This is a genomic window from Citrobacter sp. MGH103, assembly GCF_001034475.2.
In the GTDB taxonomy this organism is placed as follows: Bacteria; Pseudomonadota; Gammaproteobacteria; order Enterobacterales; family Enterobacteriaceae; genus Citrobacter; species Citrobacter freundii.
Genome location: NZ_CP073043.1, coordinates 1949177 through 1963930 on the forward strand (window position 1 = coordinate 1949177; position 14754 = coordinate 1963930).

The 14754-nt window shown below is 51.7% G+C and carries 14 protein-coding genes and 2 pseudogenes; 8 read left to right on the forward strand and 8 right to left on the reverse strand.

What is annotated here, in order from left to right; translation table 11 throughout:
* Positions 1-244: 244 nt before the first annotated feature.
* Positions 245-463: pseudogene (locus SK33_RS26640) on the forward strand (twin-arginine translocation signal domain-containing protein); the annotation flags it as partial.
* 149 nt (positions 464-612) lie between these two features.
* On the opposite strand, the gene SK33_RS09215 reads toward SK33_RS26640, so the two are convergent.
* Positions 613-1593: an IS5-like element ISKpn26 family transposase gene (locus SK33_RS09215; RefSeq protein ID WP_000019445.1), complete on the reverse strand. Its 981-nt coding sequence runs from the start codon at positions 1591-1593 to the stop codon at positions 613-615.
* Positions 1594-1660: 67 nt separating this feature from the next.
* Between SK33_RS09215 and phsA the strand changes: the two are divergent.
* The 7 genes and pseudogenes from phsA to SK33_RS09250 form a co-directional block, all read left to right on the forward strand.
* Positions 1661-3718 (forward strand): annotated as a pseudogene (gene phsA, locus SK33_RS09220) (thiosulfate reductase PhsA); the annotation flags it as partial.
* A 14-nt stretch (positions 3719-3732) separates the two neighbouring features.
* The gene (gene phsB / locus SK33_RS09225; RefSeq protein WP_003844270.1) at positions 3733-4311 is read left to right on the forward strand and encodes a thiosulfate reductase electron transport protein PhsB; all 579 of its coding nucleotides are present in this window, start codon (positions 3733-3735) and stop codon (positions 4309-4311) included.
* Positions 4308-5075 carry a thiosulfate reductase cytochrome B subunit gene (gene phsC, locus SK33_RS09230; protein WP_048218040.1) on the forward strand — a complete coding sequence of 256 codons (768 nt, stop codon included), beginning with the start codon at positions 4308-4310 and terminating at the stop codon, positions 5073-5075. Before phsB ends, phsC begins: the two co-directional genes overlap by 4 nt.
* Positions 5076-5214: 139 nt before the next feature.
* Positions 5215-6387: a serine-type D-Ala-D-Ala carboxypeptidase DacD gene (gene dacD, locus SK33_RS09235; protein ID WP_032935099.1), complete on the forward strand. Its 1173-nt coding sequence runs from the start codon at positions 5215-5217 to the stop codon at positions 6385-6387.
* Positions 6388-6509: 122 nt separating this feature from the next.
* Positions 6510-6977 carry a DNA gyrase inhibitor SbmC gene (sbmC, locus tag SK33_RS09240; RefSeq protein ID WP_003030184.1) on the forward strand — a complete coding sequence of 156 codons (468 nt, stop codon included), beginning with the start codon at positions 6510-6512 and terminating at the stop codon, positions 6975-6977.
* Between the two features lie 107 nt (positions 6978-7084).
* Entirely contained in the window at positions 7085-8143 is a 1059-nt protein-coding gene (locus tag SK33_RS09245) for an FUSC family protein (protein WP_003030186.1), read from the forward strand.
* A gap of 238 nt (positions 8144-8381) precedes the next feature.
* Complete coding sequence (locus tag SK33_RS09250; protein WP_003030187.1) at positions 8382-8717, forward strand: DUF496 family protein; 336 nt, start codon at positions 8382-8384, stop codon at positions 8715-8717.
* A 40-nt stretch (positions 8718-8757) separates the two neighbouring features.
* Here the strand turns inward: SK33_RS09250 and SK33_RS09255 are convergent, their stop codons facing one another.
* The 7 genes from SK33_RS09255 to SK33_RS09285 form a co-directional block, all read right to left on the reverse strand.
* Positions 8758-9624: a GHMP family kinase ATP-binding protein gene (locus SK33_RS09255; RefSeq protein WP_044711279.1), complete on the reverse strand. Its 867-nt coding sequence runs from the start codon at positions 9622-9624 to the stop codon at positions 8758-8760.
* A 92-nt stretch (positions 9625-9716) separates the two neighbouring features.
* The gene (locus tag SK33_RS09260; protein WP_003030191.1) at positions 9717-10931 is read right to left on the reverse strand and encodes an acetate/propionate family kinase; all 1215 of its coding nucleotides are present in this window, start codon (positions 10929-10931) and stop codon (positions 9717-9719) included.
* The gene (pduV, locus tag SK33_RS09265) at positions 10916-11368 is read right to left on the reverse strand and encodes a propanediol utilization protein PduV (RefSeq protein WP_003030195.1); all 453 of its coding nucleotides are present in this window, start codon (positions 11366-11368) and stop codon (positions 10916-10918) included. Before pduV ends, SK33_RS09260 begins: the two co-directional genes overlap by 16 nt.
* A gap of 4 nt (positions 11369-11372) precedes the next feature.
* Positions 11373-11723: a propanediol utilization microcompartment protein PduU gene (gene pduU, locus SK33_RS09270; protein WP_003030198.1), complete on the reverse strand. Its 351-nt coding sequence runs from the start codon at positions 11721-11723 to the stop codon at positions 11373-11375.
* Complete coding sequence (pduT, locus tag SK33_RS09275; RefSeq protein WP_003030201.1) at positions 11723-12277, reverse strand: propanediol utilization microcompartment protein PduT; 555 nt, start codon at positions 12275-12277, stop codon at positions 11723-11725. The genes pduU and pduT overlap by 1 nt, the downstream gene beginning before the upstream one ends.
* A 2-nt stretch (positions 12278-12279) precedes the next feature.
* Entirely contained in the window at positions 12280-13635 is a 1356-nt protein-coding gene (gene pduS / locus SK33_RS09280; RefSeq protein WP_003838995.1) for a cobalamin reductase PduS, read from the reverse strand.
* Positions 13632-14744, reverse strand: a complete 1113-nt coding sequence (locus tag SK33_RS09285) for a 1-propanol dehydrogenase PduQ (RefSeq protein WP_048218037.1) — start codon at positions 14742-14744, stop codon at positions 13632-13634. The genes pduS and SK33_RS09285 overlap by 4 nt, the downstream gene beginning before the upstream one ends.
* Between the last annotated feature and the right edge of the window lie 10 nt (positions 14745-14754).

Below are 14754 nucleotides of genomic sequence, written 5' to 3' on the forward strand. Positions count from 1 at the left end.
AAAATAAATTACGGAAATAAAATATCTTGGAGTTGCGGATTTGTAAACAATCTAATTGATAACCATTATTGTTATTTTCTTCTTCTTTTATTGTGTTCTGGAAACTTTAAAAGTCTTTTATAAACAAAGAGTTTTTATTTGTGTCAATTCGCTGTCATGCATTGTAATGAAATGTGATTGATGTAAAAAATAAATATTCTAAACGCCATATAATTATTGGATATATCTAATAACAGGAGGTTATATGAGCATTAGTCGGCGTAATTTTTTGCGAGGAGTGGGTATAGGCTGTTCAGCCTGTGCGATAGGCAGTTTCCCGCCTGGGGCACTGGCACGAAATTCTCCTGAGAGTATCAAAGGGAAGACATCCCTGACGCCAAGTTTGTGTGAAATGTGTTCTTATCGTTGCCCGATACAGGCGCAGGTAATTAATAACAAAACGGTTTTTATTCAAGGGAACCCTAAGGAAGGTGCGAATAAGCAGGTCATTTCTTCCCAAGCTGACTCGCTGATTAAAATTTCGCGGATCTGGGCCGATTTTTTTCCCGCAAACACATCGAATCAGCCTATTTAGGCTATTTTTTCCACCATTTCTGGCGTTATTTCCGGTTTTTACTGAGATCTCTCCCACTGACGTATCATTTGGTCCACCCGAAACAGGTTGGCCAGGGTGAATAACATCGCCAGTTGGTTATCGTTTTTCAGCAGCCCTTTGTATCTGGCTTTCACGAAGCCGAACTGCCGCTTGATGATGCGAAACGGGTGCTCCACCCTGGCACGGATGCTGGCTTTCATGTATTCGATGTTGATGGCCGTTTTGTTCTTGCGCGGATGCTGCTTCAAGGTTTTTACCTTGCCGGGACGCTCGGCGATCAGCCAGTCCACATCCACCTCGGCCAGCTCCTCGCGCTGTGGCGCTCCTTGGTAGCCGGCATCGGCTGAGACAAATTGCTCCTCTCCATGAAGCAGATTACCCAGCTGATTGAGGTCATGCTCGTTGGCCGCGGTGGTGACCAGGCTGTGGGTCAGGCCACTCTTGGCATCGACACCAATGTGGGCCTTCATGCCAAAGTGCCACTGATTGCCTTTCTTGGTCTGATGCATCTCCGGATCGCGTTGCTGCTCTTTGTTCTTGGTAGAGCTGGGGGCCTCAATGATGGTGGCATCCACCAAAGTGCCTTGGGTCATCATGACGCCTGCTTCGGCCAGCCAGCGATTGATGGTCTTGAACAATTGACGTGCCAGTTGATGCTGCTCGAGCAGGTGGCGGAAATTCATGATGGTGGTGCGATCCGGCAGGGCGCTATCCAGGGATAATCGGGCAAACAGGCGCATGGAGGCGATTTCGTACAGGGCATCTTCCATGGCACCGTCGCTCAGGTTGTACCAATGCTGCATGCAGTGAATACGCAGCATGGTCTCCAGCGGATAGGGCCGTCGGCCATTGCCCGCCTTGGGATAAAACGGCTCGATGACAGCGGTCATATTCTGCCATGGCAGAATCTGCTCCATGCGGGAGAGGAAAATCTCTTTTCGGGTCTGACGGCGCTTAGTGCTGAATTCACTATCGGCGAAGGTGAGTTGATGGCTCATGATGTCCCTCTGGGATGCGCTCCGGATGAATATGATGATCTCATATCAGGAACTTGTTCGCACCTTCCCTAATGCGCCTCAACAAGGCACGCGTGTCTGCGCTCGTGGCGGCAGCGGCGTTAGCCTGGTCAACGACCCTCATCGCATTGTTAAACCCATGAAACGCACAGGACCTCGCGGGAGCGGAGAATGGCAGGTTATTAGCTGGGAACAAGCGTATAAAGAAATTGCCGAAAAAATGACGGCAATTAAAACGCAGCATGGTCCTCAGGGCGTCGTGTTTTCTTCTAAATCCGGTTCGCTTTCAGGGCATTTATTTCAACTGGCGACGGCTTTCGGATCGCCAAACACCTTTACGCACGCGTCGACATGCCCGGCCGGAAAATCGATTGCCGCCAAAGTGATGATGGGCGGCGATTTGGCCATGGATATCGCCAATACCCGTTATATGGTCTCTTTTGGTCACAACCTTTATGAAGGGATTGAGGTTGCCGAAACGCATGAACTGATGACGGCGCAGGAAAAGGGCGCAAAAATGGTCAGCTTCGACCCCCGTCTGTCCGTCTTCTCCAGCAAGGCGGATGAATGGCATGCGCTCAAACCGGGCGGCGACTTGCCGGTGTTGATGGCCATGTGTCACGTCATGATCAATGAAAAATTGTATGACGCGGACTTCGTTGCGCGCTACACCACAGGGTTTGACCAACTGGCAGAAGCAGTACAAGAGACCACGCCGGAATGGGCGCAAAAGCAAGCTGATGTGCCTGCTGATGTCATTGTTCGGGTCACCCGAGAAATGGCCGCCTGCGCGCCCCATGCTATTGTCAGCCCGGGCCATCGTGCGACGTTCTCGCAAGAAGAAATTGATATGCGGCGCATGATTTTTACCCTCAATGTGCTGCTTGGCAATATTGAGCGTGAAGGCGGTTTGTACCAGAAAAAAGCGGCGGCAACTTATAATAAGCTGGCCGGAGAAAAGGTCGCTCCGGTGCTGGCAAAACCCGATGTCAAATTACCCAAGCCAACGGCGCAGCGTATCGATCTGGTAGCCCCGCAGTTTAAGTACATCGCGGCGGGCGGTGGTGTGGTGCAAAGCATTATTGATGCTGTGTTAAACCAGACGCCTTATCCGGTGAAGGGATGGATTATGTCCCGACACAACCCTTTCCAAACCGTTACATGTCGACCGGATCTGGTCAAAACCGTTGAACAGCTCGATCTTGTGGTCAGTTGTGATGTCTATCTTAGCGAAAGCGCGGCGTATGCCGACTACCTTTTGCCTGAATGTACTTACCTTGAGCGCGATGAAGAAGTTTCAGACATGTCGGGTCTGAATCCAGCCTATGCCCTGCGCCAGCAGGTAGTAGAACCTATTGGTGATGCGCGTCCAAGCTGGCAAATCTGGAAAGAGCTGGCCGTGCAGTTAGGCCTTGGGCAATTCTACCCATGGCAGGATATGCAAACGCGTCAGTTATACCAGCTTAATGGCGATCATGCGCTGTCTGCTGAACTGCGTGAGAAAGGGTATCGGGAGTGGGGTGTTCCGTTACTGCTGCGTGAACCTGAAGCGGTGCGTCAGTTTGTGGAACGCTATCCGGGCGCGGTGGCGGTTGACAGCGACGGTACCTATGGCGAGCAACTGCGCTTTAAATCCCCTTCAGGAAAAATAGAGCTTTATTCTGAAGAGCTGGAGACGCTCCTGCCTGGCTACGGTATTCCGCGCGCGCGCAATTTTGCGCTCAAAGGCGATAGTGAGCTCTATTTTATCCAGGGAAAAGTGGCGGTTCATACCAACGGTGCGACGCAATACGTGCCACTGCTTAGCGAGTTGATGTGGGACAACGCGGTGTGGATCCACCCGCAAACGGCCCGTGAAAAAGGCATCAAAAGCGGCGATGACATCTGGCTGGAAAATGCGACCGGCAAGGAAAAAGGCAAAGCGCTGGTCACCGCCGGAATTCGGCCCGATACGCTGTTTGTTTATATGGGGTTTGGCGCCAAGGCGGGAGCCAAAACCGCAGCGACAACGCACGGTATCCATTGCGGTAATTTGCTGCCGCATGTCACCAGTCTGGTTTCCGGTACGGTGGTCCACACCGCTGGCGTTACGCTTCGTCGGGCATGAGAAAGGAGAACATCATGAATCAATCTACAAACCCTTATGTCATGCTGCATGACGAGAAACGCTGTATCGGCTGTCAGGCATGTACGGTTGCCTGCAAAGTTTTGAATGACGTGCCAGAGGGATTTAGCCGTCTACAGGTGCAGATCCGTTCACCCGAACATGAACCCGAGGTGCTATCCCACTTCCAGTTTGTTCGCGTTTCCTGTCAGCATTGTGAAGATGCGCCGTGTGTCAGCGTTTGTCCGACCGGTGCGTCATTTCGCGACGAAAATGGCATTGTGCAAGTGGATAAGTCTCGCTGTATTGGCTGTGACTATTGCGTTGCCGCTTGTCCGTTCCACGTCCGTTATCTCAATCCGCAAACGGGAATTGCCGACAAATGTAACTTCTGTGCAGATACCCGACTGGAGACTGGACAATCGCCCGCCTGCGTTTCCGTTTGCCCGACGGATGCGCTGAAATTTGGTCGTCGTGACGACCCGGAAATTCAGCACTGGATAAATCAAAAAGAGGTTTATCGCCAGCAGGATACGCGTAGCGGTCCGGTGAGTGTTTATCGGCGTAAAGAGATCCATCAGGAGGGTAAAGCATGAATTCTATCTGGGGAGCAGAGCTTAACTATGCGCCGGACTACTGGCCGCTGTGGCTCATTTATGCAGGCGTTGTTATTGTGCTGATGATTGCGGGCCTGGTTATACACGCGCTGTTACGTCGGATGTTGTCACCCAAAACAGCAACTGGAGAAGAACATCGGGATTACCTCTATTCGCTGGCAGTTCGCCGCTGGCACTGGGGTAATGCGCTGCTTTTTATCCTGCTTCTGCTGAGTGGCCTGTTTGGGCACTTCTCTGTCGGACCGGTGGCATTGATGGTGCAGGTACATACCTGGTGCGGCTTCGCCCTGTTGGCCTTCTGGGTTGGTTTTGTGCTAATCAACGCAACCAGCGGCAACGGTTGTCATTATCGGGTGAAATTTAACGGGTTGATATCACGCTGCTTGTTGCAAACGCGCTTTTATCTGTATGGCATCATGAAAGGTGAGCCGCACCCGTTTGCCGCAACGGCAGAGAGTAAATTTAACCCACTACAACAGTTGGCTTATCTGGCCATCATGTATGCGCTGGTTCCGCTGTTGATCATTACCGGGTTGTTATGTCTCTACCCGCAGGTGATAGGGGCAGGGCCTGTGATGCTGGTGCTGCATATGGTGTTGGCGATTGTCGGCTTACTGTTCATCTGTGCACATATTTACCTGTGCACGCTGGGTGACACACCGGGGCAAATTTTCCGCAGCATGATAGATGGCTATCATCGTCATCGCACCCATCACGCAGAGACAGCACCGCGCAAAGGGTAATGCCCGCCGCGGTTGATATCTGAAAACCTTTCCTTACAGCAAGAAAATGTGCCTTATGTCACATTTTCTTGCAATTTGTCCATGTTTGTTCGCCAGAACTTCCGTAAAAAGAACGGCTATTTCTCCATTTCCTGAGGACATGCTGTTGAAACGCCGTTTGTTTATTGCCGCTTCACTCTTTGCGATGAGTTTTTCGCCCGCTTACGCGACCGAGGTCGTAAGCTTTTCCCCACAGCCACCCGCGATTAATGCCGGAGCGTGGGTATTAATGGATTACACCACGGGCCAAATCCTGACAGCCGGAAATGAACACCAGCAGCGCAACCCTGCCAGCCTGACCAAGCTGATGACTGGCTATGTTGTCGATCGCGCAATCGACAGCAAGCGTATTAGTCCGACAGATATTGTCACCGTTGGGCGCGACGCCTGGGCGAAAGATAATCCGGTATTCGTCGGTTCATCCTTAATGTTCCTGAAAGAAGGGGATCGCGTTTCTGTGCGCGACCTGAGTCGTGGGTTAATTGTTGATTCCGGTAATGATGCCTGTGTGGCGCTGGCGGATTACATCGCCGGAGGGCAGCCGCAGTTTGTCGCGATGATGAACAACTATGTGCAAAAGCTGAACCTGCGGGACACGCATTTTGAAACGGTACATGGTCTGGATGCGCCAGGTCAGCATAGCTCAGCTTACGATCTGGCCGTGCTGTCGCGAGCTATCATCCATGGAGAGCCGGATTTCTACCATATGTACAGTGAAAAAAGCCTTACCTGGAACGGAATCACGCAGCAAAACCGTAACGGTTTGTTGTGGGATAAAACCATGAACGTCGACGGTCTGAAGACTGGGCATACCTCCGGCGCTGGATTCAACCTGATTGCTTCTGCTGTTGATGGGCAGCGCCGCCTGATTGCGGTTGTGATGGGGGCGGAGAGTGCGAAAGGACGTGAAGACCAGGCGAGAAAACTGCTGCAATGGGGACAACAGAACTTCGATACCGTGCAGGTTTTACGTAGCGGTAAGCAGGTCGGTATTGAACGGATCTGGTATGGCGATAAAGAAAAAATTAGCCTTGGCACAGAGCAGGATTTCTGGATGGCCCTGCCTAAAGCCGAAGTCGCGAATATCAAGGCAAAATATGTTCTTGATAAGAAAGAACTGGTCGCCCCCATTGCAGCCCATCAACGTGTGGGGGAAATTGAACTCTACGATCGGGATAAACTGGTGGCGCACTGGCCTCTGGTTACGCTGGAGTCTGTCAACGAAGGTGGCGTCTTCTCGCGTTTGAGCGATTACTTCCGCCATAAGGCGTAGTTTTCCTGATGTGCCTGACTGGCAAGAGTGCGAATCTGCTCACATAATAATCACTGATTCCTTGTGGCCGTCATACCTAAAAATTACACTGTATATAAATACAGTGTAATAACGGAGGTTATATGGAGTACGAGATAAAGCAGGTCGAGAAACGCATAATTGCCGGTTTCCATATGGTTGGACCGTGGGAACAAACGGTAAAGCAAGGTTTCGAACAGTTAATGATGTGGGTCGACGGTAAGCAGATCGTACCGCTGGAATGGATAGCCGTTTATTACGACAATCCTGACGTTGTTCCGGCGGAAAAACTTCGTTGTGATACCGTGGTGTCTGTGCCTGAAGGTTTTGAGATCCCGGAAAACAGCGAAGGCGTGATCCAGACCGAGCTGGCAGGTGGCGACTATGCTATAGCCGTTGCGCGCGTTGAAAATCATGACTTCGCGACGCCGTGGTATCAGTTTTTTGAGCGCCTGATGCAGGATTCGACGTATGCGATAGCGGCTAAACCCTGTTTTGAAGTTTATATGAACAACGGCATGGAGGACGGTTACTGGGACATTGAAATGTACGTGCCGGTACAGTTGAAGTAACTGTTTTTGGTGTAAATCAGGATGAATGTCCTGGTCATCAGGATGATGTTTTCACCGTAAAAACAGGTACAATTCGCTTCTTTGCTATTCCCTGACGGAGTGCATGAGTGCGTGCAGATAAGTCTCTGAGTCCTTTTGAAATTCGTTTGTATCGTCATTATCGTGTGGTGCATGGCATTCGCATTGCGCTGGCGTTTCTTCTTACTTTTCTGTTGGTACGCCTGTTAAACATTCCCGAAGGTACATGGCCTCTGATCACGCTGGTGGTGATTATGGGGCCAATTTCTTTTTGGGGTAACGTTGTTCCCAGAGCGTTTGAGCGTATAGGCGGAACGATCCTGGGCTCGGTGCTTGGATTGATTGCCCTGCGTCTGGAACTCTTTTCGCTTCCGCTAATGCTGATCTGGTGCGCGGTGGCGATGTTTCTCTGTGGCTGGTTGGCATTGGGTAAAAGGCCGTATCAGGCGCTGCTGATTGGCATTACGCTTGCCGTGGTCGTGGGGGCGCCTGCCGGAGATATGAATACCGCGTTATGGCGCGGTGGCGATGTTATTTTGGGCTCATTACTGGCGATGTTGTTTACCGGCATCTGGCCGCAGCGGGCATTTATACACTGGCGTATCCAATTGGCACATTGTGTGACGGGATATAATCGGGTGTATCAGGCCGCGCTATCCCCTAATTTGCTTGAGCAACCGCGGCTTGAGAAGCATTTACAGCAGCTCTTAAGCGACGTTGTCAAAATGCGCGGGCTCATCGTTCCCGCCAGTAAAGAAACCCGTATTCAAAAATCCATTTTTGAGGCTATTCAAACGGTTAACCGCAATCTGGTCTGCATGCTTGAGCTGCAAATTAATGCACTTTGGGCCAGCCGCACCAGCCACTTTGTCATGCTGAATGCGCAAACTTTGCGTGAAACTCAGCTCAGGACGCAGCAGGCGCTACTGACCATAACCCACGCCTTGTACGAAGGGAATCCGCAGCCGGTGCTTGCCAATACGGAAAAGCTCAATGACACCGTGGCGGAGTTACGTCAGCTCATTGCTGAGCATAAAGGCGATTATGTCGCAGAAACGCCCATTCACGGCTACGTTTGGTTGAACATGGAAATGGCGCGACAGCTGGAGTTGCTCTCACATTTAATCTGTCGCGCGCTGCGCAAATAAAGAGCAGATGAGGCGATAGGTTCTACTGCTGCTTCGATTCAGCAAAGATTAGAGGTATGATACTGAAAAAGGCTAAAACCATTGGTAACTGCAATGGCTTTACCCTCGATAATTCAGGTTTCAACCATGCATTGTCGATGCAGATGCAACTTGAAGTATGGCGGGCATGAAAGTAATGTTGACCCACTTTAGCCGTTGTTTTAACGAATCCGAATCTCACATTATCAGGGGTGTAAAAATGGAAACTACCAAGCCTTCTTTCCAGGACGTGCTGGAATTTGTTCGTCTGTTCCGTCGTAAAAACAAACTGCAACGTGAAATTCAGGACGTTGAGAAAAAGATCCGTGACAACCAGAAACGCGTTCTGCTGTTGGACAACCTGAGCGACTACATCAAGCCTGGAATGAGCGTGGAAGCGATTCAGGGCATTATCGCCAGCATGAAAAGCGATTATGAAGATCGTGTTGATGATTACATCATCAAAAACGCTGAGATCTCTAAAGAGCGCCGCGACATCTCTAAAAAGCTGAAAGCGATGGGCGAAGTGAAAAACGCCGATGCGAAAGCTGAGTAACGATTTTATGCTCGTTTGGGTCGCTGCTTAGCGGCGGCCCTTATTGCAGTTCGACCCCGCCAGTTACCATCCGCAACAAATGTTGTTCCGGCCAGTGCACTGTCAATTTTTTCTGCGTCAGCATCCATTTAATGTAGTCCACATCATGACGCTTTCTGTCGAGCATCAGACCGACGACGCTGCCGCTGTGCGCGACGTTGACGCCGTATAAATCACATTCTTCTACCAGTGCTAATAGTGAATCAAAATCTGGTTTAGGTAACAGTAACTGGCTGGCGATCGCGCTCAGCGTGGCGGCTTCGCCCATCCGATAAGGGTTTTGACTGATACAGGCTTCCTGTAACTTTTCCCATGCGCGTTTCAGAGCTGGGGCGCCCGCCAGTAACCCTGACTGACGTGGAGTACGGTGATAATCAGCAGTAAGCAAGGTTTCCGGACTTTCGAGAACCAGCAGATCGAGTTGAGGCTGGGATTCACAGGCAATTTGCGTGGAGGCGTCGTTATGATCGAACAGCGTAAGCTGGCGGAAAACGGTGCTGTCGGTAGGTTCCAGCGAAACGCAAAGCTGCGCCAGAGTGGATTCGTCTAGCTGATGCCCCAGATACTGTGCCGTGGCGATTGCCGTGGCGGCGATATCCGCTGTGCTGCTGGCCATCCCTTTAGCGACAGGAATGGTTGACTGGACATCTATTCGGATATCCTGACTCATGTGTGCCGGGTATTGCCAGTGCAGCAATAACCTCTCAACCATTGCCCGCGAAAGTGGACGTTCATCTGTCAGCGGCGAACCTGAAGTGACCTCAACGGTGCTATACCATTCAACCGGGCAGGAGACCAATTTCTCACTGCCCAGAATCCAGCCCTGGATAAGTTCTCCGCACGATGCGGGACATTGCGCAACAGCCACGTCTTCACCTATGTGATCAGCAATCCTCGGCGCATAGTGTCATGGCGATCGCGCTATTACCATGATTTGCCGCAATTTGAGGTGCTGCAGTATTATGCAGGAATGCCCAATGTCACAGTTTCAGATATCGCTAAACGCATAACGTCTTGCGCAATCATTAGCTCTTCATTGGTATTAATCACTGCTACTTTGACCATCGCATTTTCCGTTTGAATGAAGGTGGCATTACGCTGATTTTTTTCCTCATCAACGGCCAGACCCAGGAAATTCAGGTTACGACAAATCGCAGCGCGCGCCCGTGCGGAGTTTTCGCCAATACCACCGGTAAAAACCAGGGCATCCAGACCGCCCATCTGCATAATATAGCTACCAATGGTGGCACGAATGCGCTCAGCAAAAAGCGTCAACGCCAGAGCAGCCTGGTGATTGCCCGTATCTGCGGCATGTTCAACGTCGCGGTAGTCAGGTGAGATGCCAGAAACACCGAGCAATCCGGACTCATTGTTGAGCAATTGGTTGAGCTGCTGCGGTGTTTTGCCTTCTCGCAGGGCTATCCAGGGCAAAATGGATGGATCAATATCGCCACTTCGCGTGCCCATCATCACGCCAGATTGTGGTGTAAAGCCCATTGACGTATTCACCGATTGTCCGCCTTTGATGGCGCAGATGCTGCTGCCGTTGCCCAGATGACAACAAACAACGCGCAGGGCGCTGAGTGGCACACCCAGTTTTTCAGCAAGCTGTGAGCTAACGTATTTGTGGCTGGTACCATGAAAACCGTAACGACGAATACCCAACTCGACATAGTAACGCCAGGGCAGGGGATAGATGAAAGAAGGCTCATCAAGCGTTTGATGAAACGCGGTGTCGAACACTGCAACGGCTGGCGTTTTGGGCAATAGCTGGCGGAATACCGCGATCCCCAACGCATTTACTGGGTTATGCAGAGGAGCCAGTTCCGCGAGTCGCTCGATTTCTGCCAGCGTTTCATCAGTTACCAGCGCGGAGTCTTTAAAGGATTCCCCGCCGTGTGCGACGCGGTGGCCCACGCCGTCGATCTCTTCCAGACTGCTGATAATGTGGTGGTTGAGCAGTTTTTCCAGAAGCAACGTTACGGCTTCACGGTGATCTGCTACGGGCAAAGTCTCCTGCCATTTCTGCGCTGGTGTTTTTAGGGTGACCTGTGCATCAGACAAACCGATACGTTCTATCAACCCCTGGCAGATCATTTCACCCTGCGGCATCGCCAGTAGTTGAAACTTAAGCGAGGAACTACCTGCATTAATGGCCATTATTTTGTGAGACATGAAGGTTCCTTTGCATTCAGAAAAATGAACATCTCATCGACTCCGGTATTCTCCAGCGCGCTGGTGACAAATACTTTTTGCGCACCAGCCTGAACTAACCAACTCTCCACAAGAGAAATACGCTGCGGGTTGGCTAAATCGGCTTTGGTAACGAGGCCAATAACGGGTCGGTTCATTGGTCCGGTAAAACCGGGAGAAAATGGTGACCACGGCGCGTCTGCATTGAGTACCAGCGCAATAATGTCCGCTTCACAGGCGCTGGCCAGCAGCGCACTGTACAGGCAGCGGTTCTCAAGATATTCACCCGGTGTGTCTATTGTCGTAGGTGACCAGACTATGGCCTGGGTCTTCTGATAGTGGAGCACCTCTCCGCGCATGCACTGCGTGAGCGACGTTTTACCGCACTGGCTGGGACCAATTAGCATGATACGTTTCATGAGATTACGTCCGGGTGATGGGACACGCGGTAAAACGCATCATTTCGCCCAGCGTTCGGGTTACCTGTTTCAGCGCGTACTCAACGGCTGAAACATCGCCCGTCAGTACCACCGCGCCGGTAAACCGGTCGAGAAAACCAATCTCTACCGCCCCTGATTTCGTGGCGATATCACAGGCGATGATTGAGGCTTCGCTAGGGGTAATGGTCAGAATACCGATCGCAGAAACCGAATCAGGTAATCCCAGTTTCTTGAACAAATCCTTACCGGGATTGGCGATAAGGTGCGCCAACGTGACCTGTTTGCCAGGAACATATTCCTGAATCATACGATCCGTGGTGGGTTGTCTTTCCATTATCCTTCCACCATTTGTCGCCACATGCTTTCATGCGGGCGAGGAATGACCGAGCGGTAAACCAGCAGGCCTTTTTCACCCGCACTTTCACTGGCAACCGTCACGGCGTTATTCACATCAGACACGTCGCCTGCGACAACCATGTAGCACTTGCCGCCTATACCAAATGCCATATGGACGCGTACCAGCGTGACGTTGGAGGCTTTAACAGCCCTGTCGGCGGCGCAGATGCAGGCAGCAACGCTCCATGTTTCGACAATACCAACTGCCTGACGCTTATCTACGCTGTTTAGTCCGCTGATTGCGGGGAGTACGCTGGCATGAATGTTGGGGAGTACCAGACTATCAACGAGCATATCGCCAGCAAGAGATGTTCCAGTGGCAATCGCCTGTTGTACGGCACCTACGTCACCACCGAGCATGAGTAGAAATTTTCCCGGGCAGATGGTCTTGCTGACCAGTAAATTCACATTCGCGCTTTTTAACATGGCATCGCCAGCTTCCATTCCTTTGGCAATGCTGGTGAGTTCTAAAATCCCTATAGCCTGAGACATGATTAACCTCTTATTACCGTGATGGATTGCTCAGTGATTTCGCTGACAATACCGTCAATACTGGCGTGAACAGGCGCGCCTAATGCACCGGACGGCACATCGGCAACGCATTGACCGCGAACAACGCGTTCGCCTTGTTCTACACATGGGATAGCGCTGGCACCTATATGCTGGCGTAACAACAGCGTCGTTTTGTCTGTGGAGTAGTCAGTCTCAGCCAGTGGCGCATCGTGATACCAGTCGCTAAGGCCCAGTTTGGTAATAAGGCGCTTAACCGGGATCAGCCGGTACTTCGCCATTTCATCCTCAGGATTTAGCGGCCCTTCATAACGATGGTTGAGCGCCCGCAGCTCGCGTTTAAGCATGCGGTTGATTCGCATCGGCGAAATCCCAACTGGACAGGCAACGCTTTCACACACATTGCATTCTGAGCAGGTCAGGGCCGTGAGCAGCAATTGCGGCGTGGCCGCCTGCTGATAATTAACCGCACGAACCAGCAGATGCGGGGATAATTCATGACCGATCAAATGCCTTGGGCACAAATCCGTACACAAACGACACTGCTCGCAAACGGTTTTTGCAACAGAAAGCACAGTGCGTTCATCCTGCATCCGCCGCTGAATCAACGCATGAGACTTAGGCAAAACCAGCAGGCCCCCGGTGGTCTTGCTGACTGGGGTATCCAGTGAAGTAATCAGGCCGCCCATCATCGGACCACCGTTAATAAAGCCGGGATCGTCAACGGTTGCACCCCCGGCCAGCGCCAGAACGTCACGTAAAGACATTCCGATAGGGACTGTGAGTGTGATGGGACTGGCGACTGCGCCGTTAACGGTCAAGGTACGACGCGTAACCGGGTACTGCTGCTCAACTGCTCTCGCGATGTTGAGCACTGTCTGGACGTTATTGACCACTACGCCGACGCTGACAGGCAGCGCGGCAGGCGGAACTCTCCGGCCTGTTGCCATCCAGATGGTCAGAACCTCGTCACCTGCCGGGTAGACATCGGGCAAAATATGTAAGCGGATCCCGGCAGGCAGAAGGGGCGTTAATGCATTGATAGCCTGTTGGTATTTCTCTTTGAGCGCAATAATTCCGGAACTGGCTCCGGTAGCCGTCATGGCATATTGAACGCCGTGGATAAGTCGCTCAGCCTGGACGGCCATCAACTGCTGGTCAACTTTCAGCATTGGCTCACATTCAGCCGCATTGACCAGAAAAGTATCGACCTGCGCCTGTAATTTTACGTGAGCAGGAAAGCCTGCGCCTCCGGCTCCGACAACACCCGCTGCGCGAACGCGTTCGCGAATTGTCTGCGCATCATAGAGCGTGGACTCTGCCGTCATGGCTGTCTTCATAATAATTCCTCAAGCAGTTCCTGCATGGCACTGGCGTCGGCAACACGAGGATTGGTTTGCAGCGTGACATCAGCCAGCGCGGCCTGAACCATCGACGGGATACGTTGCGACCAGGCTTGCTTTCCGTCTTTAAGCGCGTCAACTAAAGAAGGCAACGCACACTGTTTTTTGAGTAGCTCGATATGATGAATGAGCGCATTCAATGCCGCTGTATCGTTCGCGTTATCCGGGCATAAATGGCAGGCTTTAGCGAAACGGGCATAGCGCTTCGCAGCCCGCGGATCGCGAGCATTAAAATAAATGACATGGGTCAGCAGCAGCGCATTGGCAAGTCCGTGTGGCAGATGAAACTGACCGCCCAACTGATGGGCAATCGCATGATTGATCCCCAGTCCAGCCTGACTAAATGCCATTCCCGCGAGCGTTGACGCATTGTGCATTTTCCCTCTTGTTGCCAGGCATTCGCCTTTGCTGACGGCGACAGGCAGGTACTGGAAGACGATTTGAGCCGCTTTTTCAGCCAGTGCATCGGTGAAGTCGCTGGCCTTCGTGGACACGTATGCCTCCAGCGCATGCGTTAACACGTCCATGCCGGTATTCGCGGTTATGGCTGGCGGTACGCTGACGACCAGCGTTGGATCAAGGATGGCCATGTCTGGATAAAGCGCATTATTAAACAATGGATATTTAATGCCTTTATCCGGATCGCTAATCACGCAGGCGCTGGTTACCTCGGAGCCCGTACCGCTGGTAGTGGGAATTGCGACACAGGTTTCAATTTCAATACCGAACTGGCGGCTGAACCAGACGATGGCTTTTGCGGCGTCCAGTGCTGAGCCGCCACCAAAACCCATCACGATGTCCGGCCGCAGGGACTGCATTTGTGCAATCCCTTGAACTACAGTGCTGATGGTGGGATCGGGGGTGATATCGCTGAAAATGCTGATGCGGTTATCCGCTGGCAGAGCGTTGCGCAGCTTTTCAATCAGGGGAGAACGCGCGAGAAAACCATCGCAAATAATCCAGATATGCTTATTCGTGAAGCGCTTGAGCACATCCAGACTTCCCTGGCCGCTGTACAATCGAGTTTGCAGTGAAAAGCTATTCATAACGGCCCCA

Excerpts from the sequence above, each read along its gene's own strand:
- SK33_RS09215 (WP_000019445.1), bottom strand. The coding sequence starts at position 1,593 with ATGAGCCATCAACTCACCTTCGCCGATAGTGAATTCAGCACTAAGCGC.
- phsB (WP_003844270.1), top strand. The coding sequence starts at position 3,733 with ATGAATCAATCTACAAACCCTTATGTCATGCTGCATGACGAGAAACGC.
- SK33_RS09260 (WP_003030191.1), bottom strand. The coding sequence starts at position 10,931 with ATGTCTCACAAAATAATGGCCATTAATGCAGGTAGTTCCTCGCTTAAG.
- SK33_RS09250 (WP_003030187.1), top strand. The coding sequence starts at position 8,382 with ATGGAAACTACCAAGCCTTCTTTCCAGGACGTGCTGGAATTTGTTCGT.
- phsC (WP_048218040.1), top strand. The coding sequence starts at position 4,308 with ATGAATTCTATCTGGGGAGCAGAGCTTAACTATGCGCCGGACTACTGG.
- dacD (WP_032935099.1), top strand. The coding sequence starts at position 5,215 with ATGCTGTTGAAACGCCGTTTGTTTATTGCCGCTTCACTCTTTGCGATG.
- pduU (WP_003030198.1), bottom strand. The coding sequence starts at position 11,723 with ATGGAAAGACAACCCACCACGGATCGTATGATTCAGGAATATGTTCCT.
- pduT (WP_003030201.1), bottom strand. The coding sequence starts at position 12,277 with ATGTCTCAGGCTATAGGGATTTTAGAACTCACCAGCATTGCCAAAGGA.
- SK33_RS09285 (WP_048218037.1), bottom strand. The coding sequence starts at position 14,744 with ATGAATAGCTTTTCACTGCAAACTCGATTGTACAGCGGCCAGGGAAGT.
- pduV (WP_003030195.1), bottom strand. The coding sequence starts at position 11,368 with ATGAAACGTATCATGCTAATTGGTCCCAGCCAGTGCGGTAAAACGTCG.
- sbmC (WP_003030184.1), top strand. The coding sequence starts at position 6,510 with ATGGAGTACGAGATAAAGCAGGTCGAGAAACGCATAATTGCCGGTTTC.
- pduS (WP_003838995.1), bottom strand. The coding sequence starts at position 13,635 with ATGAAGACAGCCATGACGGCAGAGTCCACGCTCTATGATGCGCAGACA.